The sequence below is a fragment of the Paenibacillus oryzisoli genome (assembly GCF_001653565.1).
In the GTDB taxonomy this organism is placed as follows: Bacteria; Bacillota; Bacilli; order Paenibacillales; family NBRC-103111; genus Paenibacillus_E; species Paenibacillus_E oryzisoli.
Genome location: NZ_LYPB01000085.1, coordinates 1 through 22,912, shown reverse-complemented (window position 1 = coordinate 22,912; position 22,912 = coordinate 1). Strand labels below are relative to the sequence as shown.

Annotated in this window: 14 protein-coding genes; 10 read left to right on the top strand and 4 right to left on the bottom strand. The window is 45.4% G+C overall.

All coding sequences use genetic code 11. The features are described 5' to 3' along the window. Nucleotides 1-235: 235 nt before the first annotated feature. The 3 genes from A8708_RS26355 to A8708_RS26345 form a co-directional block, all read right to left on the bottom strand. Nucleotides 236-1,771, bottom strand: a complete 1,536-nt coding sequence (locus tag A8708_RS26355; RefSeq protein ID WP_239696856.1) for a type 2 periplasmic-binding domain-containing protein — start codon at nt 1,769-1,771, stop codon at nt 236-238. Nucleotides 1,772-1,854: 83 nt separating this feature from the next. After that, on the bottom strand, nt 1,855-2,736 hold the full coding sequence (locus A8708_RS26350) for a carbohydrate ABC transporter permease (RefSeq protein ID WP_068668587.1): 882 nt from the start codon (nt 2,734-2,736) through the stop codon (nt 1,855-1,857). Nucleotides 2,737-2,748: 12 nt separating this feature from the next. Continuing rightward, nucleotides 2,749-3,726 (bottom strand): ABC transporter permease, encoded by a 978-nt coding sequence (locus A8708_RS26345; protein ID WP_420848617.1) that lies wholly within the window; start codon nt 3,724-3,726, stop codon nt 2,749-2,751. 262 nt (nt 3,727-3,988) lie between these two features. On the opposite strand from A8708_RS26345, the gene A8708_RS26340 reads away from it, so the two are divergent. The 4 genes from A8708_RS26340 to A8708_RS26325 all read left to right on the top strand — a co-directional run bounded on the left by A8708_RS26340 (nt 3,989) and on the right by A8708_RS26325 (nt 8,764). Next, a complete protein-coding gene (locus A8708_RS26340; protein WP_068668583.1) occupies nt 3,989-6,277 on the top strand; it encodes an AraC family transcriptional regulator in 2,289 nt (762 codons plus the stop codon). Continuing rightward, nucleotides 6,274-7,101 (top strand): AraC family transcriptional regulator, encoded by an 828-nt coding sequence (locus tag A8708_RS26335; RefSeq protein ID WP_068668581.1) that lies wholly within the window; start codon nt 6,274-6,276, stop codon nt 7,099-7,101. The genes A8708_RS26340 and A8708_RS26335 overlap by 4 nt, the downstream gene beginning before the upstream one ends. 166 nt (nt 7,102-7,267) lie before the next feature. Then, the gene (locus A8708_RS26330) at nt 7,268-7,876 is read left to right on the top strand and encodes a pentapeptide repeat-containing protein (protein ID WP_068668579.1); all 609 of its coding nucleotides are present in this window, start codon (nt 7,268-7,270) and stop codon (nt 7,874-7,876) included. A 48-nt stretch (nt 7,877-7,924) separates the two neighbouring features. Further along, entirely contained in the window at nt 7,925-8,764 is an 840-nt protein-coding gene (locus A8708_RS26325; RefSeq protein WP_068668576.1) for an AraC family transcriptional regulator, read from the top strand. A 29-nt stretch (nt 8,765-8,793) separates the two neighbouring features. On the opposite strand, the gene A8708_RS26320 is transcribed toward A8708_RS26325, so the two are convergent. Next, nucleotides 8,794-9,786: an aldo/keto reductase gene (locus tag A8708_RS26320; protein ID WP_068668574.1), complete on the bottom strand. Its 993-nt coding sequence runs from the start codon at nt 9,784-9,786 to the stop codon at nt 8,794-8,796. Between the two features lie 213 nt (nt 9,787-9,999). Between A8708_RS26320 and A8708_RS26315 the strand changes: the two genes are divergently transcribed. From A8708_RS26315 to A8708_RS26290, 6 genes are all read left to right on the top strand, one after another. Continuing rightward, on the top strand, nt 10,000-12,369 hold the full coding sequence (locus A8708_RS26315; RefSeq protein ID WP_068668695.1) for a helix-turn-helix domain-containing protein: 2,370 nt from the start codon (nt 10,000-10,002) through the stop codon (nt 12,367-12,369). Between the two features lie 226 nt (nt 12,370-12,595). Then, on the top strand, nt 12,596-14,236 hold the full coding sequence (locus tag A8708_RS26310) for a type 2 periplasmic-binding domain-containing protein (protein ID WP_068668573.1): 1,641 nt from the start codon (nt 12,596-12,598) through the stop codon (nt 14,234-14,236). Nucleotides 14,237-14,314: 78 nt separating this feature from the next. Further along, nucleotides 14,315-15,292: an ABC transporter permease gene (locus tag A8708_RS26305; protein WP_082927818.1), complete on the top strand. Its 978-nt coding sequence runs from the start codon at nt 14,315-14,317 to the stop codon at nt 15,290-15,292. A 12-nt stretch (nt 15,293-15,304) separates the two neighbouring features. Continuing rightward, on the top strand, nt 15,305-16,177 hold the full coding sequence (locus A8708_RS26300; protein ID WP_068668572.1) for a carbohydrate ABC transporter permease: 873 nt from the start codon (nt 15,305-15,307) through the stop codon (nt 16,175-16,177). Between the two features lie 42 nt (nt 16,178-16,219). After that, a complete protein-coding gene (locus A8708_RS26295) occupies nt 16,220-19,330 on the top strand; it encodes a glycosyl hydrolase family 95 catalytic domain-containing protein (RefSeq protein WP_068668570.1) in 3,111 nt (1,036 codons plus the stop codon). An 87-nt stretch (nt 19,331-19,417) separates the two neighbouring features. Next, nucleotides 19,418-22,636, top strand: coding sequence for a galactose-binding domain-containing protein (locus A8708_RS26290; RefSeq protein ID WP_068668568.1), 3,219 nt, complete (start codon nt 19,418-19,420; stop codon nt 22,634-22,636). Nucleotides 22,637-22,912: the final 276 nt, after the last annotated feature.

Below are 22,912 nucleotides of genomic sequence, written 5' to 3'. Positions count from 1 at the left end.
TCTGCGACGCCGAGAAGCTGTAAGTCGAAATAATCGACTTACAGCCGCGAATCTGCGACGCCGAGAAGCTGTAAGTCGAAATAATCGACTTACAGCCGCGAACCGGCGAGTCCAGCCGCTGGTCGCATATCCCTTCAAATAACGCAGAATCCCCAAACAGACCTAACTAGATACAATTGTACCTGGTTAGGTCTGCTGACGTTCAGCGCTTGTTTCATATGTTTATTTGTTAGGCTCACTTATTCTTATAAGCATCCGTCATTTCTTGTACAATTTTCAGATACGTTGGATCAGCTTTGGTCTTGGCAACGAATTCATCCCAAGCGGCTAAGGTTTCTTTGCCCATGATGACTTTGATTTTCATATCCAAAATTTTCTTGTTCAATTCGGGACCAGCCGTCAAGTTGGTTTGTGAAATGAGGCCGTATGCTGCGTTGGGCTTACTGAAAGCACCACGGTCATCAATAATCTTCTTACTGCGATCATAGAACTCTTTGGGAATACCGTTATAATAAGCACGCGTATATTTATCGTATTTCTGAGCAATCTGCAGCAGATTATTGGTAACGTCAGGAACGTTGTCCACTTTGGCTTGTTCAGTCGCCTGCTTAAATCCGTCTTTGATCGTATAGTGCTTATCCAAAATGCCATACGCTGCAAGATCAGCGACATCATCGGATAACAGTTTATCCATGAAGCTCAAGAGTTGCTTCATTTTGGCCTCTGGCACCGTTTTCGGAATGACGTACATACCGAAGTTCCCCGAATCTTGCGCGGCAAATTTATTTCCGTCTGGTGTCATCAAATATGTGAGTGGGAATGAGTCTGCTTTCGGATCAATTTTGCGCATCGCATCTGTATAGAGCCACTGTGGGTTAAGGGCAGAACCGAGCACACCAGCCTTGCCACCCATGTATTGCTCACGTGCTTGAGAATTCTTAATCACAGCGAAATCTTGTGTTAGCACTTTCTCATCATACGCTTTTTTGAGCCATTCTAATGCTTTGCGTTCTGTTGGCTCTAAAGCAGCAATAACAATTTGATTATTGGAAAGCTTCCAAAATCCATTATTGTTGTTGAATACATCTTCAATCCATCCATATAAGCCCATGCCATCTGCATCTACTTGACCTGTAATTCCGATTGTATCGTTTTTGCCATTGCCATCGGGATCCTTTTCCGTGAAAGCTTTCAGCACGGTATACATCTCATCCATCGTCTCAGGTACTTTCATGCCAAGCTTATCTAACCAATCTTTACGGACGTGTACGCCCCATGAACCTTCTAACGGACGAGGACGGGGAATTCCGTAATTTTTCCCTTTAATTTTGGCATTGTCCCATACTACAGCAGGCATCGCGCTTAAGGTTTTATAATCTTTAATGTATGGTGTAATGTCCCAGAATGCGCCGGAAGTCGCCATTTGGACAACCTGTGAATCAAAGACATTCATCACTAGACTAAGATCGGATAAATCGCCGGAAGCTAGCATGACCTTCGTTTTCTCGGAGTATGTGTTAACGGGGACCCATGTGATATTCAACTTCGTATTGGTTTTCTTCTCGATCTCTTGCAGAATAGGATTCGACGGGTCAACGGCCTGAGCCCCCTGTTGATTCGTGAACATGGAAATTTTGATTGGCTCGTTACTAGTAGCTTCAGCTTGCTTATCCGTTGTTGCTTCTTGTCCAGAGCTGCAAGCTGTAAGTGTTAATGCCGCGATCATGCTGATCACGGTGCCCTTCGTGAATACGTGTTTGTTAGTGTTCAAATGAATCAACCTCCCATGGTATCATACAATTTCTCATTGAACTTATAAACCTGTCTGACTTCAAGGTGCGTTTCCGCAATTTTTTACCCCTTAATCGAACCGACCATCACCCCTTTAGCAAAATGTTTCTGTAGCAGTGGGTACACGAGTAGAATAGGAATTGTTGCGATGACAACTGCAGCCATCTTCAGCGTATCTGTCGGAATGGCAATTTCCCCAACCATGCTATTGGCAATCTCTCCAGATGAAGAGGATGAGGAATCGATAAGGAGCTGTTGAAGTACAATTTGCAAGGGACGAAGATCAGGTTTCGTAATATACAGCACAGCAGAGAAAAATGTGTTCCAATAAGCAACCGCATAGAAGAGGCCAAAGGCTGCAAGCGAAGGTAAGGATAAGGGTAAAATAATTCGAAACCACACGCCCATATCCGATGCGCCATCGATCTTGGCTGCTTCTTCAAGCTCATCAGGGATGCTGTCAAAGAACCCCTTCATTAAGATGACATACCAACCACTCGTCAGAACGGGGAGAATAAGCGCCCAAACCGTATTAATCAGATGCAGATCTCTCACAACGAGATAAGGGGGAATGATCCCTGGGTTGAATAACGTCGTCATCAAGATTAAGATGAGCAGCACTCTTCGACCTTGAAGTCGTTTTCTAGACAAGGCATATGCACCGGCAGAGGTAATGATCAAGCTTAACGCGGTTCCGACGGTGGCTAGGAAGGTGCTGACACCAGCAGCCTGGATGAAGACATTATTGGAGAACAGATAACGATAGGAGTCCAATGTCCATTTTTCTGGAAAAATCACGATGGTTTTCTGCAAGTATTCAATCGGTGATGTGAAAGAGACAGCTGTTATATAGTAGAAAGGAAATAGCATGACAAGAGCGACCACGATCAATGCTGCTAAAATACTTCCCTCAAACCACTTATCGGATGTTGTACGTTGATTCATGGGTAAGCCCTCCTAATAGATGCCGTCATCGCCGAATTTCTTGGCAAGCCGATTCGTTAAAACTACCAAAATGACACCAACAATGGATTTAAACAAACCAACTGCTGTGCTGAAGCTGAACTGTGCTTGTTGAATACCGCTGCGGTACACATACGTATCGAACACATCTGCGACATCTGAAACTGCGCCGTTCATCATCAGATAGACTTGTTCAAACCCGACATCCATCATATGTCCAATACGCAGAATGAGCAGAATAATAATGACATTGCGGATCGCTGGCAGTGTGACGTGCCATATTTGGCGAAGTCGTCCTGCGCCATCGATGCGGGCAGCTTCGAAGAGTTGTGTATCCACAGATGCGATGGCGGCCAAGAAGATAACGGTACCCCAGCCGACTTCTTTCCAGATGGACTGCAGGGTAAGTAGGGCCCAAAACAAGCCCTGACTTGTTAAAAAATTGATTTTGTCATAACCAAGAGATTCCAGAAATTTATTCACGAAACCGCTTGAAGTCGAGAGCATCAAATACGTTATCCCTACAATAACCACCCACGATAAGAAATGCGGCAAATAAATAACGGATTGAATGATGCGTTTCACCCATTCTTTGCGTACCTCATTGAGCATAAGTGCGAGTACGATCGGTAAGGGGAAGAAGAAAATTAAGTTCAGTAAATTGATAGCGAGTGTGTTTCGTAATAAAAGGAAGAAGCTGTCATTCGAGAAAAAACGTTCGAAATGTTGAAATCCAACCCATGGACTGTTCCAGAATCCCAGATAAGGCGAGTAGTCTTTGAAGGCGATCAGAACGCCCCACATTGGCAGGTACTTAAAGATGAGGAAGTAGGCCAACATCGGAGAAGCGATGAAGTACAGCATGCGATCTCGTTTCAACCCTTGCCATACACGCCTGCTTGGCGAGAGATAAGAAGTAGATGCGGATTGTCTTTCGCGAGAAAGTGTTGTGTGCGTGGTTTCCGTTTTCATCATTTTCACCTTTCCCAGAAAAAGTAGTTTCGGTCTCTTGGCTTTACTATAGGGAAACCACTAATTTCCGACAATTAGACAGTTATTCTAGGGAATTTCCTAGCGTATCACTTTTCAGTCCAGTGAATTTCCTGTCATTGCACATTCATTCTTGGCTTATTTTTGATGATTTTCCCTTTGCAGATGGCTTTTTTTTCTTATATGATGGATGGACAACAGGTGAAAGGTAATCATCCAATGTTGATAGGGAGGCGTAATGAGCATGCGGAGACAGCATTATCAACGTAAGGGATTTCTCATCGCCATTATAAGTGCTTGTCTACCAGCAGCGATTATCGGAATGATTCTCTATGTGGTGGGCACACAGCAGATTGAGGCAGAAGGGCAGAAGTCGCACCGCAATCAAGTTACTTACGCAACAGAGCGTATTAATGAGAATCTAAACCATTTGGAATCGATCATGGCTCAGTGGTCCTTTAATTTAAATTTAAGCAGTAGTTATAAGGACTTGGATCTATTCAAAGATTACCGAAGTACTCGATCAATATATCAAGCGCTATCCTGGATCAAAGCGTCAGACCCACTCATTCAGGAAGTAACCCTCTATCTGGACAAGCAGCAAGTGCTGATTAAAGAAAGTACAGGTATCGTAGGGATTGAATCCTTGGAGGAACGGCAGTTGTACCGGGCGTTGGCTTCGTACCAGCGGGATGTGTACTGGACGAATCGGCTGCCGTCGCGCAAGGAGAATGTACCCTATACATTAGTTGTTCGTATTCCAGGTGGGCTCGTAGAAACGGAAGCAGCGTTAATCATTGATGTAAGCGCCAAACAATTGAACGCGCTCATCGCCGAATTAGATTCGGAAGGGAGCGGGGCAACGGTTCTCATGCAGCAGGATGGAGGCATTGTTTCATTAGGTGCAACAGATATTAGTCAGCCAACCGCGTTAGATCAGACATTGATGAAATCAGTTCTAGGGCAAAAGACCGAGCGTGCTTCCTCAATTGAATCTTGGGATGGCGAAGCTTATTCTGTCTCCTATGGTCAGATGAAGCGCATTGAGAATATGTGGATCATAGCCGCTGCCACGCCGCTTGAACAAATGACCAAACCCGTTCAGACGGTGTCACGTGTCATGATTATGACCGGTTGTTTCGGAATCCTGTTGGCCTTGTTTCTTTCGTGGTATTCGTATCGTCACATGTACCAACCTGTCCAACGACTGATGCAGCAGCTGTTACCAGGCCGAGCTGGCGTTACGGCAGATGAGTTTACAACCATCGCGGATGAGTGGAAGCATCTCTCGCGTGAGAGTCAGATCTTGCAGGAGCGTGTTGATCAACAACTGCCTGCCTTGCGAGAAAATTTCCTCCTCCAATTGTTGCAGGGACATCTATCTTTCCTAAGTGAAATCGAATTAGCGGATCGCATGGTGCAGTATGGCTGGGAGGTATCGGATCGCATATTTGCCGTATTAGCTGTCCAAATGCATGGCATTTATCGTTCTCAAGGGAAATTCTCGCAAGGGGACGAACAACTCGTTACTTTTGCCGCGGTAAACATTACCCAAGAGTTAACGAAGGGGAAGGGCATGGAGGCGAATTCAGTTAATTTCCAGGATATGACGCTCGGGATCCTCATTCGTCAACCTGCGAATATGTCTGTTGAAGGTATGCAATCCCGTCTATTTCATTTGGCAGAAGAGCTTGCACACACATTGAATAGTTTACTTAAATTAGAAGTTACTGTAAGCGTAGGGACGCGAACATCGGAGTTACGACGACTCCCTGTTCTGTTCGATGATGCACGCAGTGCGTTGAATTATCGGAAAATTGGAGAGGAGCAGCAAATTCTTGATGTGAATGAGCTCATTCCAGGTGGTCACGATGCCATTTTGTACCCATTCGAAGAAGAAAGGTTGCTTCTTAAGGCATTGCGTTCTGGGAATGAAGAGGAGCTAACGCAGCGGTTGGACGAGTTTCTTCGCCTCTTGAAGAATCAATCGGTAATTGAACTTGGCGTTCGCCAAGGTCTGCTTCAATTATGCAGCAATATGCTGAATACCATAATGATTTCGGGCTACAATCCGCTTGCGTTGAATGAGGGACTCGATATGTGGGAACAGCTTGCCGAAGTGCGGGAACCAGAAGCTGTCCTTGTTTGGATGAAGCAGCATATTATCGAGCCTTATGTGTCGCGCTTGCACAGTACGCAAGATATGCAGCTGAAACAGCTCGTAGAGAATGTGCTGCAAACGATTCATTCGAATTATGCCAAAGATATTTCGCTTGAGGCCTGTGCTGATCTACATGGAACCTATTCGAAGAAGCTAAGTCTCGGGTTTAAACAAATCACTGGTCAAACGTTCATCGACTATTTAACACAGTTCAGACTCAATCAAGCCAAAAAGCTGCTCGTAGAGACAGATGAGAAGATTAATGATATTGCGATCCAAGTGGGGTACCAGCCTCCTTATTTCAATCGGTTATTTAAGAAATATGAGGGTATTACACCTGGACAATTCCGCGAGAAGGCGGATCAATTATGAGTGATGAATTTCTAACGAGCTTCACACCTAGAATTATCGATGTGGTGCAGCGGGATCCAGTATTTTGGAGGGAGTTTAACTATCTCCTGCAGCGGGAAAATACCAAGTTGCATACCCTGTCATACGTATATCAAGGTACAGGATCCCTTGCGATTGACGGGGAGAGATACGAGCTTCAAGCAGGTCATTTGTTTCAGGTAAAGCCTGGTGTACACATGCGAATCGAATCAAATCCAGCGTCTCCTGCTTGTTTTATTTCGTTTCATTTTCTGTATCGCTTAGTGCGTTGGGAGAATGGTGAGATGCTGTCGGTGGACAATCTGACGAAGTTGCCGATTTGTGGGGATGTTTTTCCAATAGGGCAAGTGCATATTGAAGAATCTTTTCGCAAAGCGTTCCATTTATGGCAGTCCAAAAGCAGGAACTATGAATGGTTGGTCAAATTAGAGTTTCTGAATAATGTGCAGGCAGTGAACGAACTTGCTAGCAGGGAACTCGAACAGAGTTCAACAGCAAGCATGATTGAGAAGGCGTCAGCCTATATCCGAACCAACTATCAAGAAAATATCACCCGGGAAATAATTGCGGAGTATGTCTCTTTATCTCCAAGTTATTTATCCATTACATTTAAAAAGCATACGGGATTAAGTTTGATTGAATATGTGACCAAAATCAGGTTGGATCGAGCCAAATTTCTGCTGAAAAGTTCAAAACTACCAGTCAAACAAATCGCGGAGGATTGCGGGTTTACGGATTCCTTCTATTTCTCTCGAATTTTCACCAGGGATACAGGAATGAATCCTCGGGACTATCGAAACTCATAGTGCAACATACAAACACTGAACAAGCGACATCGGAACTTCTTATTGAAGCGAAGAGGTCGCTTTTTCATGCGGATAAAAATAAACATGTTGACTTTCATCTGTCGATATGCGGGTGCTTGACTTCCATGTGCTATATTAAAATAATCAAAAACTTAGGAGGCAGCTCATGTTTCAACAAATGAATCAAACCTATTCAGGAGTTAATTTCGGCACACAAGATTTGAGATATGGCGAGCTAATCGGGTGCACATTTGACCAATGCTCATTTGCGAATGGTTCTTTGGAGGAAATTAATACGAGTAACTGTCGCTTTATTGCCTGTGACTTTCGTGGAGCATCGTTGAATGGCTCCCTGCATAGAGAATCCGCGTTTGAGAATTGCAATTTCAGTAGTGCCAATCTATTTGTTACCAAATTCGATAACTGTAAAATGATGGGGTCCGATTTCTCGAACGCGAATATGGATGGCATCACGATTGACCAAGGAGATTGGTCTTACACGAATTTAAGACACAGCCGACTCGTTAGACAGGATTTGCGCGGTGTGAATTTCCATGAAGCTGATTTCTCGGGGGGCAATTTGGAGAAGGCAGATTTACGAGACTGTGATCTGACCATGGCCAATTTCGCGAAAGCGAAGCTGCAAGGCACGGATGTAAGAGGTGCTCAAATGGCCGGTGTAGACTTTAAAACACTAATGATCACGGGGATGCGAATGGATCGAGAGCAAGCAGTTTTATTTGCACTCTCTCATGGTGCTAAGATAAATAGCTGATTCCTTTATGGTATAATGTCTGTACACAAGGGAAGGCGATGATGACGCATGGCTATTTTTCAGTACAATCAGGAACGATTGTATCGGAAGGATCCGGATCTACATGTATTGTATTGGGGCAAAGAGGATTGTAAGCCTGGTCATGCGGTAGGGCCGGGGGTTCGTGATCTGTACAAGATTCATTGGATTCATAAAGGCAAGGGAATTATTCGTATCGGTAATGAGACACATGAGCTGAATCCAGGACAAGGATTTCTTATATATCCACATGTGATTAGCTATTATGAAGCCGATCAGGCAGAGCCTTGGACGTATTCATGGATTGGCTTTCAAGGAGCACAGGTAGAATCGATCTTATCTCGAACACGATTATCACCCGAGCAGCCCGTGTTTCCTATGGATCGGAAAGTCATGCCGACGATGTATGATCAATTAACCGAAGCTAACAGTCACGCCCATAGTGCTGACTTACAGTTGAAAGTTATCCTGTATGAATTCATGACAGCATTGCTTGAAGCAGCGCCTGCCTCTTCGCTGGGAGATGTTCTTCCAAATAAATGGGATCGTTATATGATTCAAGCTATGGAGTTTATTCATGCTCATTATAATGAGCCTATGTCAATCGAGGGGCTTGCTGCGCTTCTGAAGCTGGATCGCAAATATTTTTCGGCGATTTTCAAAGAAGCGACAGGGCTGCCTCCCCAGCAATATCTCTTGCAATTTCGGATGAACAAAGCAAGTGAATTGCTGGAGAAGAGCAACTATGCCATAGGGGAAATTGCGAACTCCGTCGGATATGCTGATCAGTTAATCTTTTCCAAAATGTTCAAGCGCGTAAAGGGCGTATCCCCGAAACAATTTCGGAATCAGACAATGAAGAACGTATAATAAACGCTGCAGCTGAAGTTTGCGTCAGCTTATGAATTCAGAATCCCATCAATAAGGTCTAATTCCGTTTGGGTAAATGCAGCCACTTTCAATGCTTCAACCGCATCTTCAATTTGACTCACTTTACTCGCACCGATAAGGGCTGATGTGACTCGACCACCGCGAAGCACCCATGCGAGTGCCATCTGCGACATTTTCTGTCCGCGTTCCGCTGCAATGATGTTTAATTGTCTGACTTTCCCAATGCGCTCTTCATTAATATCGGACTCTTTAAGGAATACACTGGAGCCTGCAGCTCGTGAATCTGGCGCGATTCCGTTTAAATAACGGTCAGTGAGAATTCCTTTGAACAAGGGTGAAAAGGCAATCGAACCGATGCCTTCTTCTTCCAAGACATCCTGAAGACCATCCTCAATCCAACGGTTCATCATGGAGTAACTCGGTTGATGAATCACGCAAGGCGTCCCAAGTCGCTTCAAGATGCGGGAGGCTTCTTTCGCTTCCTCAGGTTTATAGTTGGAAATACCAACGTAAAGCGCTTTGCCTTGTTGAACGATGTGATGCAGGGCAGCCATCGTTTCTTCAAGCGGTGTATTCGGATCTGGACGGTGATGATAGAAGATGTCGACATAGTCCACTTGCATCCGCTTCAAGCTCTGATCCAAACTGGCGATCAAATTCTTCTTGGAACCCCATTCTCCGTAAGGACCCGGCCACATGTAATAGCCTGCTTTCGTCGAAATGATCAGTTCGTCTCGATAGGCGGCGAGATCACCTTTGAGCATCTTACCGAACATTTCTTCTGCTGAACCAGGCGGCGGACCGTAATTGTTGGCCAAGTCGAAATGCGTAATCCCCAAATCGAATGCTCTTTTCAACATCGTTCTACCATTCTCAAACGTGTCAACCCCGCCGAAATTATGCCAAAGTCCGAGCGAAATGGCTGGCAGCAACAGGCCGCTGCGACCACTGCGGTTATAAGTCATTGCATCATATCTGGATGTACTTGCTGAGTAACTCATCTTGGAACCTCCTAGTGGTGTGAATAAGTTCCATTCTAGAGATATTTGATGGAGAAGACAATGTACATAAGGAAGTTGTTTATGTCATAATGTCCGATAGTAGGAGTTCTTCGCTGTTTAATAGCATAAAATGCTATATTGCAACTTTGTTGAAGAGAGGCTACAATTTTTAGTAAATTCGTTCTCAGACGGGATGGTGAGCTTGTTTTGAAAATGCCTTTCTTTATACGTCTTTTCAATAGTCGCAAAAGTGCACTTTCAACGATCATCGCCTCCAATCTATTTATTTTATTGATACCGCTTGCAATGGGTCTATTTCTGTACGCGAAGGTGGAACAAAGCCTGGAGAAGAGCTCGACAAGATCTAATGTGGCGATGCTTGAGCAGCTGAAACTATCACTCGATAACAAATTATCGGAAGTAGATACGTTAATGCGCCAAGTCGTGTTCGATCCGAAGTTGGATTATATGCTTAGAATTCCTGCTAAATCTACGGATGCTGACAAATACGAGTTTATCCAATTCATGCGGGATAAGATGAGTAAGTATCAGAGTATGACCAGCAGTTTCATTTTAGATTATTATGTGTATTTCGCAAGCAGTGATTCCATTGTCAAATCGGATTTGGTGACGGATTCTCGTACCTTCTATTCCCTCTATTACTCCTATAAGAACATGTCGTACGAAGGTTGGCGTCAATTGCTGGATCAGGAACATCGGATGTCGTACATGCCGCTTAGTTCCGTATCGGATGGGGCCGATCAACCGCCGAAAGATGTGATTACCTATATGCAGTCACTTCCCGTGCATTCACAATCTCAAAATCTAGGAAGTTTTATCGTATTGATTGATATCGATCAGGTTAAGCAGTTGTTTGCACAGATGGAGTCGGCAAGCCACAGCTTAGTCTACATCATCGATGATGCAGGAAGAACAATTATGAGGAATAGTGAGACCCCATTTCCATCGGATTTGCTGACTCGTATCCATGGCGGCACGGAACCATTTGATTACCGATTGGCGAGTGTGGATCAAGTCGTATCGGTTTCCGCCTCGCAAAAAGCTGGATGGAAATACGTATCCATTATGCCCAGCGATGTTTTCATGGGGCAGGTGAATCAAATCAAGAGTTGGTCAGTGGGGTTATTCATCCTCTGTTTGTTTGCTGGGCTTATTGCCGTCAGTATCGGGGTATACCGCACGTATAAACCGCTTCAAAAAACCGTACATGCCATTATGTCCGGCAAAGAGTTGATTAAGCGTCCTTTCTCGAATGAGTACGAGTTTATTAGACTAACGGTTGAAGGTTCCATCCATGAAGAGAAGCATCTGCGAAGTACGTTGGCCCAGCAAACGCCATTTATTCGAGCCAACTACTTATCCCGTCTTCTGAATGGTCACATGGATGTGGATATTTCGGAAGCTAATGGAGATTCTCTACAGTTCATGGATTTGAAATTCGTGAGTGACCGTTTTGCTGTTCTTATCGTGAAGATTGAAGATATTCATTTACTAGGCGAAAATGAACAGCAATGGGCTCATGCTAGATTTATTACCGCCAATATCGGCGCTGATCTCATTGCGGCTCATCATCGAGGATTCTCGCTGGAGCTTGACCGTGATCGAATAGCACTGCTTATTAATTTATCGGTTAGTCGGAATGAATCCGCCGAAACCGATATTCGGGAAATGACAAATTCGCTCGTCACCATCATGTCCGGGCGTTTCCAAATCGGTATCACCATCGCTGTTGGGGGCATCCATGAGGGCCCCAAGGCCATTCGCGATTCGTATCCAGAAGCACTGGCGGCGCTTGAATATCGACTGATTCAGGGAAAACATGCCATTATTTATTACCAGGACATTGTCGATGTGAAGCAGCATTATTACTATCCATTGGAAATCGAGATTCAATTGATTAATTTCGTTCGCAGCGGAGATGTTGACAATGTAGGGAAATTGCTCGATAAAATGTATGCGATGAATTTCGATGCCAATCAGATCACACCTGAGCTTGGCAAAGCTTTATTTTTCAATGTGACAAGTACACTCTTGAAAATTATGAACTCGACGAACACGAATCAGGAAGACGTGCTTGGTGCGGACTTTGATCCGATCAAAGAGGTGTTCAGTTATCCGACGGCAAAGGGCATGTATACGAAAACGAAGGAGCTCTACGAGACGCTTACCCGTTCGTTCAATCTCGATCGTTCCGATCACAGCGTGGGTAGACTTCAGGAGATCGTCAGTATTGTTCACGATAATCTAGGTGACTCGAGTCTAGGGGTTGCACAGATTGCGGAACGAATTCAGATGACACCGCAGTATTTGTCCACTTTCTTCAAGAAACATCAAGGGCAGAATCTACTCGATTACATTACGACGAAGCGGATCCAACATGCGAAGCTGCTCATGCAGAACAAAGAACTGACAATTGTTCAGATTGCTCAGAAGGTCGGTTATAACAACGATGTCGTCTTCATTCGCGCATTTAAGAAGATGGAAGGTGTAACGCCAGGCAAATACCGTGAAACAAGCTTAGCGGAGCATACAAGTACAGAACACATAAAGAGCAGCCTTTAGGGGCTGCTTATTTCTGTAGAAATAGCTACTGCCCATTTCTAATACGGACTGATGATTTCTCAGAATGCCCGTATTTCTTAGGAAAATACAATGGAAATGAGAACTAGACAGTATTCATATCTGACTTGGAGAAGCATACTTGGGAACAGGTGCTGACGATGACGAAGCAACGATCGCAAGTGCCCAGTAATCAAAGCGTTACTCATTATAAAGGGAGGCTATAAAAATGAAGAGAAGTTTCAAACAAGTAGGATCCATTGTATTACTTTCTGCCCTAGTCATTTCAGTAACCGCCTGTGGCGACGATACGGCCAGCACAAGCTCATCGGCATCGCCACAAGCAGGTAGTGAAGCTCAGCCGCCTAAGTTAACGAAATTATCGTACTGGGTAGCGAATCACTCCGCTGTCTCAACGACAATGAAATCCTATGCGGAAATGGGTATGTATAAGGAACTTGAGAAAGTAACGGGTGTCAAAGTAGAGTTCCAACATCCACCGCTGGAGGTTCCACAAGCACAAGAACAATTCAATTTAATGATTGCCACAAATGAGCTGCCAGATGTGATTGAAGCAAGTTGGGGAGCAACAAGCGGTGCTGTTATCCGTTATCCAGGCGGACCAGAGAAAGCGATTTTAGACAAGAAGATCATTAAGCTAAACGATCTCATCGATAAATATGCGCCGAACCTGAAGAAGCTGCTTGCTGATCATCCTGATTGGAAAAAGCAGATTTCAACAGATGAAGGAAGCATCTATGCCTTCCCATTCTTACGTGGTGATGACAAAGTCAGAGTGTTTTTTGGACCTTCAATCCGCCAAGATTGGCTGGATAAGTTAGGCCTCAAGATGCCAACGACCATCGACGAGTGGTATACCGTGCTGAAAGCTTTTAAAGAAAAAGATCCTAATGGCAATGGCAAAGCGGATGAGATTCCCATTTATCTGGATAAAAATTTATTCTCAACCGACGCTCCTTTCCTTGGCGCATGGGGCATTAACTACAGCTTCTATCAAGAGGGTGGTACCGTAAAATACGGTCCGATTCAGCCTGAATACAAGGAATTCCTCGCAACCATGAACAAATGGTACAAGGAAGGCTTGCTGGATAAGGATTTCGCAGCTCCGAACGATAAATTGTTGGATAATAAAATGACCACCAACCTCTTGGGGGCAACAGCGTCCTTTAATGGCGGCGGCATTGGGAAATATGCCGGCCTCATGAAGGATAAAGATCCTAAATTCGATTTGGAAGCAGCTCCATATCCGGTGTTGAAAGCTGGTGACAAAGCCATTTGGGGTCAAAAGGATTTTGCATATAACGGTGTGGGTGCAGCGATTTCGGCCGTCAACAAGAACCCTATCGAAACGGTGAAATGGCTGGATTACGCGTATGGGGAGAAGGGCGATCTGCTGTTCAACTACGGTGTTGAAGGCACGAGCTACAAGATGGAAAACGGTAAAGCCACGTTCTTACCGGAAATTCTGAACCCGCCAGCAGGAACAAGCATTCAGCAGTCGATTGCCAAATATAATCGTGCGACATGGAGTGCACCTTTCGTGCTGAGCGATAATTTCCAATTGCAATATCTGGCTCTGCCACAGCAGAAGAAAGCCTTGGAAATTTGGTCGAAGCCAACAGCTGAGCGGAAGATTCCACTCATTTCTCCGACGCAGGATGAGAGCAGCAAATTCGCTTCCATCGTGACGGATATTCAAACGTATCAAGATGAAATGCTTTTGAAATTCATTATGGGTGTGGAACCGATTGATAACTTTGATCAATACGTGAAGAAGATTAAGAGCATGGGCATCGATGATGCGACCAAGATCCAGCAAGGGGCTTTGGAGCGTTTCAATAAACGCTGAGGCATGATGTAACGGGGGATGAACGGCGACTAGGGTTTATCCCCTTTTTTCTAAATCGAGGAAAAGGTAGGGGAAACGATGAGGCATAGCCATGCACCTATAGAGGCCGCACAGGCCATAAAGACAACGAAATCTTATCGCAATCCGACTGTTTTGGAAACGATACGTGGGGATTTGAAACGGCATTGGTCGATTTATGTGATGGCCATTCCCGTGCTTGCGTATTATTTAATTTTTCATTATGGACCTATGTATGGATTGCAAATAGCGTTTAAGGACTTCTCCCCAGCGAAAGGGATTTTGGGAAGTCCATGGGTGGGGTTAAAGCATTTCGAAAGCTTCTTTAACGGGATTTACTTCTGGCGATTAATTAAGAATACCATCTTAATTAACCTCTATGATTTGCTGTTCGGCTTCCCGGCAGCGATCGTTCTAGCGTTATTGCTTAATGAGATTCGCCATAGTGTCTTTAAGAGAGTCGTGCAGTCAATCTCCTATTTGCCGCATTTCATTTCAATTGTTGTGGTGGCGGGGATGATGATTGACTTTCTAAGCCGCAATGGACTCATCAATCAAATTCTAGGCATCTTTGGCATGGAATCCATTGATTTCTTGCAAAAGGAAGGCTGGTTCCGCTTTCTGTTCGTTTCCTCTGGCATCTGGCAAGGTATTGGCTGGGGCTCCATCGTGTATTTGGCAGCCATGTCTACCATTGACCCGACGCTGTATGAAGCGGCTAGGATGGATGGCGCAAACCGCTGGAAGCAGACACTGCACATTACGATTCCAGGCATTATGCCAACGATCGTTATCTTATTTATTTTGCAAATGGGAAATATGCTGACAGTTGGGAGTGAGAAGGTACTCTTGTTGTACAATCCACTAACCTACGGCACAGCTGACGTGATTTCGACTTACGTGTATCGCAAAGGGGTTCTAGAAGCAAGTTATAGCTTTACAGCAGCTGTGGGTCTGTTCAACTCGGTGATCAGTTTTATTCTAATCGTAGCGGCCAATAGTTCTGTGAAGCGGATCAGTGAGAACAAACTGTGGTAAGGAGATTTGCATATGAAACCAACCCGTGGAGAGCGTACATTCGGCTACTTCAACATCTTATTCATGCTCGTACTTTGCGCGGCCACTTTATATCCATTCTTGTACGTGGCATTTGCTTCGTTTAGCGATGCGACATCCCTGCTCCAACAACGTGGTATTATGCTCAAACCGGCAGGCTTTGATCTGGGTGCTTATAAAGCTGTTTTCGATAATCCCATGATTGTGAAAGGGTATCAGAATACACTTCTATATGTGGTTCTGGGTACGTCGATAAATCTGCTAATGACAGCTATTGGTGCTTACGTATTATCGAGACCAAATCTCTATTTTAAAAATATCATCATGTTTTTCATCGTTGTGACGATGGTGTTTCATGGTGGGCTTATTCCGAGTTACCTGCTTGTGAACGATCTAGGCATGATGAATACCATGTGGGCTGTTCTTGTACCAGGTGCAATTAATACGTTCAATATGATTATTATGCGTACTTCTTTCCAAGGCATCCCGGTCAGTTTGGAGGAATCCGCTAGGATGGATGGGGCAGGCGATTGGAAAATTCTATTCCGCATTGTCATCCCTCTTTCGATGCCGGTCATTGCTGTCATGATTTTGTGGTATGCGGTAGGACATTGGAATTCCTACTTTAACGCGCTCATTTATCTGCGAAATAGGGAAGCTTACCCCCTCCAGTTAGTACTCCGTGAAATTCTGATCTCGAACAATACGGATTCGATGATGTCCGGTGGAGGCGACGATAAATATGCGATCGGTGAAACCATTAAGTATGCAGCCATCATGGTCTCTACACTGCCGATCATCTGTCTGTATCCGTTCCTTCAGAAGTACTTCGTTCAAGGTGTGATGATTGGAGCTATTAAAGAATAACCATGCAGCGTATCACCACGATAAATAGAAGGAGAGATCTGTGTGAGAGGCGTTACTTTCGAGAATGCTCCGAGTAGTTGGAATGAGGCGCTGCCCATCGGCAACGGACATTTTGGGGGCATGGCGTATTTCGAAGAATACAAGCTGACGCTGGCGCTTAATCATTATGAGGTGTATTATCAGAAACTCCATCGTTACAGTCAGAAGTATCGGAATGAAGATGGGCCGGATTTCACACGTCAGTATGGGCGGACATTCGAAGAATTGAATGCGCTGGCTGTGGATAGGTATCGTGATCCTGAGCAGGACCCTATATATCTATACGGTGATGCATTATCGGCTAACAGTATGTACAGGAAGTATGGCAAACCTTCGGGGGGCACCTCGCATTATCCGACGGGGGAGATAGGGATCTTTCCTTCCAAAGAGTTGGAAGAACCTGATGAGTATTCCCTAAGGCTTGACGTTGAAAAGGCTGTAATTCACCTGCAAGTGGCAAAGGATCATCAGCAGTTGAAGGTAGAGACGAGGATCGCACAGGATGTTGACTTGGTTATAACTGAGATCACCCAGACAGCCCCCTCTTTGTTGCGAGCTGTTGCGTTGTCTGTTCCACAGGGGAGATATGTGGATATGGAAGTGGCGTATCATCGTCTGGATGAGCGGACTTTCTATTACCTAGGCAGCTTCTATCCGGATGGCGAGGACAAGGAACAATATGATCCCTTCACGTTCATTGTCATGATGAGAATGATTGGGGCCAAAGGATCTGTTAATAGTTTGGAAGGTTCCCTCCAAGTCGTGCTTCATGATGCAGAGTCTAAGATAACTTTACTGACAACCGTGGTGACAGAGGAGGAAACGAAGGAACTACTTCTTGCTGCTCAGCAAAGACTGGATGAGGCATCATCCCACGTGCAGGAACGAGTAGCCTATCACCAAGAACATTGGCGCAGCTTTTGGTCGCGTTCTTCCATTATTTTGCCGGATAAAATGGTGGAAGAACTATGGTATATCAACCTCTATGCAATCGCTTGCTCCAGCGGCAAAGGGGGAAGAATGCGCGAACAAGCATGTGGCTTGAACGGATTGTGGGATATTAAACAGCCGACCAAGTGGGGCAGTATGTGGTACTGGGACGTGAATATTCAAGCGGCGTTCTGGCCGCTGTATACGGCTAATCATCTTGAAGTTGCCGAAGTGTTCAATGAAGGGCTGCTATCGTACGTTGAGTTAGCGTCACGAATGTCGAAGCAGTTCCATGGCTTGGATGGCATTGCAGGGGATTATCCACATGCGCTATATGTGAGTATTTGGCCTTGGTGTGCGCAGTTCCTGTGGGATTATTATCGATACAGTATGGACCATGAGTTTCTTAGGGAGAAAGCTTATCCGGTGTTTAAGCAGATTGCCCATTTCTTTGAAGGCTATTTGCAAGCGAATCCGCTGACTGGACATTATGATATCTTTCCTGATATTTCGCCGGAACAGGGGCCACTGACCCGCAACTCAACCTGCAGTTTATCGACGGTCAAATACGTGTTGAATATAGCGATTGAAGCAAATGGATTGCTCGGTGAAAATGAAGAAGATCAGCTGAAGTGGAAGCATCTAGTCGAGGAATTGTCTCCTTATCCAACGGCTGATTCCAAGCGCTACGGGGATGTTCTGCGAGATTCAGAGTGGGCACCGATTGACTTGCATTTGCGCCATCCTTCGCTGCTTATGCCGATTTATCCGATTGGAGAAATCAACAAAGATAGTGAGATGACGTTGAGGAAAAGGGCAGAGAATACGCTTCGCTATGCGGAACATCAAACCGAATACGGCATGTTTCAGTTCGGCTGGCTTTCCTGTGCCGCTTCGAGATTAGGCAAAGGTCATACGGCGCTTAGGCTGCTTTATGAGCAAGGGATCGACTTGTCCCTGAGGAGCAACGGTCTGTTTGCGGAAGAAACCGAACGGTGGATGAACTATTGCAACATTACGAATGAACCGTTATACCATCCGCACATGATGGAAGCATCGGGAGAAATGGTAGCTGCGGTGAATGAAATGCTGCTGCAGAGCTACCTAGGTGTAATCGAGGTGTTCCCAGCTTTGCCATCGGGCGAGCTTGAGCCGGAACGGAGAGTTGGATTGTATGATCATGCGGTAGAGACGAAAGTAAAGCAATATGAGGCATGGCGCGATTGCTCCTTTCGGGGATTGCTAGCTGTGGGTGCATTTGAAGTGAGTGCTGAAATGAAAGAAGGTCGCACGACTTGGGTGACGATCCGAAGCAAGGCAGGGAATAAGGTTGTTATACGCAATCCCTTTGAGGGGACGGAACACGTCGAAGTAACAAGGAAAGTCGGTTCAACTTGGCAGGCCATGGAAGTTGTACAGGACCAAGAACGCATTTCATTCGAGACTGTGCAAGGTGGAGAGTATGCCATGTTACCGGCATCGGCATATTGCGATCCAGTTCTGTATGCAGATGCGTCGACATGTTTAACGGCCGAGAAGAAGGAACCTTTGGTTCATGTCGCTCATACCCATCGACGCGTATTTCTTGGCAAGAGCAGAGACACGCAGCACTGTAGAATGCTTGATCATTTTACATTCGATTATTACGCAGGCAATTATCGAGAATCCAGGTTGGCTGCCTATCGGCTTGATTTTGGCGTAGCCCCTCATGTATTGGAGAAAGATTACACGAATGTGCTGCCAAGGCAAGTGCATATGGACGGCGTTCTCGGGCAAACGTTTCGTAAAATAAGCCAAGAGCATGTATTCCAATCTTATACGGGAATCGGATGGGAAAACAGTGATCACCTCCATGCGATGGATCGTGAAGCACCTGATGAGCTGCGCAGAGACTTCATTGGCGGCACATGTGAAGCGACGTTTATTGTGGAGCTTCCGAAGGGGCGTTATGATCTGTTATTTGTAACGGGGGACCAGATGGAATCATCGTTTACGGAGATTGAGATCGTCGAGCATAGCAGGTGGAAACCTGAATTAGCGTTGAAAGCCGGACAATACGCTACAGAAATATTGCCCGTCACACAACGAAAGGATGGATATGTGAGAATTAAATTTAACAGTTGCAACGGTATGGCGTGGCGAGTCAATGTGTTGATTATCAACAAAAACTACACGTATTTATAGGTGAAATCACGGAAAGGGGGTGAGTTATTTCTGAAGTAGGTCAAGTGGTTGTTGCGTGACAAATAGGAAAAACATGGAGGTTACGAGATGCATCTTATAAAGAAAGCGACTTTGACAAAATCACTAGCAATTCTAACAATCCTAACCGGGCAAGTCGTTGGGGGCGTTCAATCGGTGGCAGCAGCAACAGAGAAATTTCCTACGTATGTGCAGAATACAGCCGTTCCAAGTTTAACATCGGGCAGAGCGGATATTGCTGGCTCTGCATTTGTCGATAAGGACGGGGATTTTCACTGGATGTATTCACTAGCCGACTACTCGGCATCGGACAGCGGTGGGTCATGGATTAAATACAATACGAATACCGACATGGGAGCCTTGAATACGAATTGGGGCACGACAACCATTTATAACTCGTATTGGAATCGTCCGGGAACTTTCAACTATAAGATTGACGAAACATACGGAATCCCAACGCCTTACCAGGATGATCATAATGATGGCATCGGAGTATGGATTGATCCAGATACAGGATACTGGTATGCCTTGATTAATGATGAGTATCAATTCTCACCATTTGCGACGAATAATCCGACGAATAATGAGCGAATTGCTACGGGTATTCATAACAACCGTGTACTGTCTACCTACTCGACGGATAAAGGAGCTACTTGGCAATTAATTGGGCAGGTTGCCACTTCGCCTTGGAACGATAGCAATGAAGCTGCTACCAGTACGAATTTTCCGGGCACGACTTGGTCATACGGTGTTGCTGGTACGCGTTTTTTTGTCGATAATGTTAACGGTTACTTCTATGCCCTCTACAATAACCACATTAATGTGAAACCAGGATATAGCAACATCCTTACCTACTTTAGTCTTGCTCGTTCACCGATCTCTGCCAAAATGGCCGAGGGCTCTTGGGATGTATGGTACAACGGAACATGGACGCGTTCGGCATTGAAAGGTTATGCGGGTTGGATTGGCAGTCCAATGGGGGCTGGTAGTGATCACAATCTAACTGTTAATTATACACCGGCTACCGATAGTTTGACTTTGACGGGTACGGGCATGGACGGTTCCGCCTTGAACATCACGTATACGAAGCTAGCAAGCAACGGAGATTTCACCTTCCAGGATCTCGCAGGCAACACGTATACGGCGAATAAGACCAATGGAACGATTAAAAATGGGAGCGGAACCAACATTCCTTCTGTCTCCTATTCGGATCCGGCGCTGGATGCGACTATGACGATTTACATCAAGAACAGTCAAGTCTGGATCGATCAAGAAAACAATGCGACGGGGTACCTGACATCCATTCAAGCTGGGTCAAACGGCAATGCCGTATTCAAAAATACAGCGACACAACGCCTATTCCTGCCAGTCAATACGCAATATCAAAATGCTTTCTCCTATAATGCCTATAGTGGCAAGTACCGTTCTGTCGGTTATGACGGGTATGTCTACGAGACAGATGATTTGGGCAAACCCGATACATTTAAAGTGGTGGGTAAACTTCCTTCTACGGTAGGCAGTTATTTGTCTCAACTAGACACCGGCAGTTTGACCAATCAACAAGTCAGCGGGTCTTCCTTCCGGACGATTTCCGATTTGTCGGGTTCCCAAAAGAATTACACAACGCCCGTACCTAGTGCAGGGCAGACGTACTACTCCGCCTATAATCCACCTAAGGATCAAACGGGTACGACAATTTCAGCATCCACAGCGTATACAATTCAAATAGGTGGAACGGCCCTGCAAGATGGCACGGCGGGACAGTGGCAATTCATTCCTGTTTCGGATGAATTCGATGGTTCCAAGAACAGCGGGTTCTATCGCTTGCAGAACATATCTACCGGGAAGTATTTGAAAGTAGCCGGATCGACGGTGCCAGCAACACGAGCGATGGGTGCAGCCGTCGTAACTGGTGGGGGGGATGCCAACGCGAATCCCAGCGGTAATGGTGGGAATGGGGCAGCAAGCGGCAGTGACCAGTGGTATCTGTTGCCAGTCGGAAATGCAACGCCAGCCTATCTCACGCCATCTTCCTCGGCTTCTGCAATCGCAGCAGCAACGAATACAAGTCTGAATGGTTTAACGACCTATCGATTGGTCAACCGAGCAAGTGCGCTAGGTGTCGAGTTTACTTCAGGTCAAGCACGCATACAGAGTATGAAGTTTGGATCCAGTAACCCGCAGGCAATGACGATTACACCAGTAGCTTCAAATCCCAATGTACCCTCGATACCAACGGGTTTCCTTGCGAACGCAGCCTCCATGTCTCTAATTAATGTTAGTTGGCAACCAGTGACAGGAGCTACGGGGTATGATCTCATCGTTGATGGCGCTTTGGTAAGTAACGTAAGCAGCCCTTATGCGCATACAGGGCTAATGGCGGGTTCTACACACACATACACGGTAAGAGCCAAGAATAGCCAAGGGCCTAGCCTGTGGAGTTCATCTGTAAGTGCTACTACAGGCACAGGCATTGTGTCACAAGGCAAGACAACGACGGCAAGCTCTTATCAAACAGGCAATGAAGTAAACAATGCCAATGATGGGAACACGACATCAACCCGATGGGCAGCTGTGACGAATGCGTATCCGCAGTGGTGGAAGGTTGATCTAGGCAGTTCCATGCCGATTTCCAAGCTCGAAAGCTACTGGTATAACAGTTCGACCTACCCAAGATCCTACCAGTATCAAATTGAAGGAAGTAATGATGATGTGACGTATACGACAATCCTCGATCGAACAAGTAACGCGACACAAGGATTAACGACAGATACTTTTAATGCAACTTACAGGTATGTGAGAGTCTCCGTAACAGGCTCCAGCTATAGTGGAGGAAGTGCATCCGCCTATGAGTTCAGAGTATATGAAGGCGCAAACCCAACAGGGCAAGTTGTTTCACAGAGCAAGACAACGACGGCAAGCTCCGTCCAAACAGGTAATGATGTCAGCAATGCCAACGATGGCAATGCAACGTCAACGCGGTGGGCGGCTGTCACTAACACCTATCCGCAATGGTGGAAAGTCGATCTTGGAAGCCCCATGGCGCTCTCTAAGCTTGAAAGTTACTGGTACAACAGCACAACCTATCCAAGGTCGTATGCCTATAAGATTGAAGGCAGCAATGATGACGTGACCTATACAACCATTCTAGATCGAACGAGTAATACCGCCCAAGATGTGACCACGGATACCATCACTGCCACTTACAGATATGTCAAAGTTACCGTAACGGGCTCAAGCTACAGTGGTGGAAGTGCATCTGCCTACGAGTTTAAGGTATATAATTAGTAGGGGAAAGAGAGCTGCAATTAGATGGAAAAACTACATCTAAATCTGCTGGATACGGCCTGTTTTTCCATTTAGATGGAAAAACTCCAGTTAAATTTCACTATTCTGGCCAAAAGCGTGCCAAAGGCTGAAAATAGCTGTATATTTTCCAGTTATTTACTATGATTAGCTAAATTGGCTTGAAATAACTGTATGTTTTCCAGGCCTGTTGATTAACCAAAAAAAGGTAGCCAAAAAGGCCGCTCATTCGGTATGGTATTTGTACCCCTACAAACA

Coding starts and splice junctions, on each gene's coding strand:
- A8708_RS26350 (WP_068668587.1), bottom strand. CDS start 2,736: ATGAATCAACGTACAACATCCGATAAGTGGTTTGAGGGAAGTATTTTA.
- A8708_RS26345 (WP_420848617.1), bottom strand. CDS start 3,726: ATGAAAACGGAAACCACGCACACAACACTTTCTCGCGAAAGACAATCC.
- A8708_RS26340 (WP_068668583.1), top strand. CDS start 3,989: ATGCGGAGACAGCATTATCAACGTAAGGGATTTCTCATCGCCATTATA.
- A8708_RS26335 (WP_068668581.1), top strand. CDS start 6,274: ATGAGTGATGAATTTCTAACGAGCTTCACACCTAGAATTATCGATGTG.
- A8708_RS26330 (WP_068668579.1), top strand. CDS start 7,268: ATGTTTCAACAAATGAATCAAACCTATTCAGGAGTTAATTTCGGCACA.
- A8708_RS26325 (WP_068668576.1), top strand. CDS start 7,925: ATGGCTATTTTTCAGTACAATCAGGAACGATTGTATCGGAAGGATCCG.
- A8708_RS26320 (WP_068668574.1), bottom strand. CDS start 9,786: ATGAGTTACTCAGCAAGTACATCCAGATATGATGCAATGACTTATAAC.
- A8708_RS26315 (WP_068668695.1), top strand. CDS start 10,000: ATGCCTTTCTTTATACGTCTTTTCAATAGTCGCAAAAGTGCACTTTCA.
- A8708_RS26310 (WP_068668573.1), top strand. CDS start 12,596: ATGAAGAGAAGTTTCAAACAAGTAGGATCCATTGTATTACTTTCTGCC.
- A8708_RS26305 (WP_082927818.1), top strand. CDS start 14,315: ATGAGGCATAGCCATGCACCTATAGAGGCCGCACAGGCCATAAAGACA.
- A8708_RS26300 (WP_068668572.1), top strand. CDS start 15,305: ATGAAACCAACCCGTGGAGAGCGTACATTCGGCTACTTCAACATCTTA.
- A8708_RS26290 (WP_068668568.1), top strand. CDS start 19,418: ATGCATCTTATAAAGAAAGCGACTTTGACAAAATCACTAGCAATTCTA.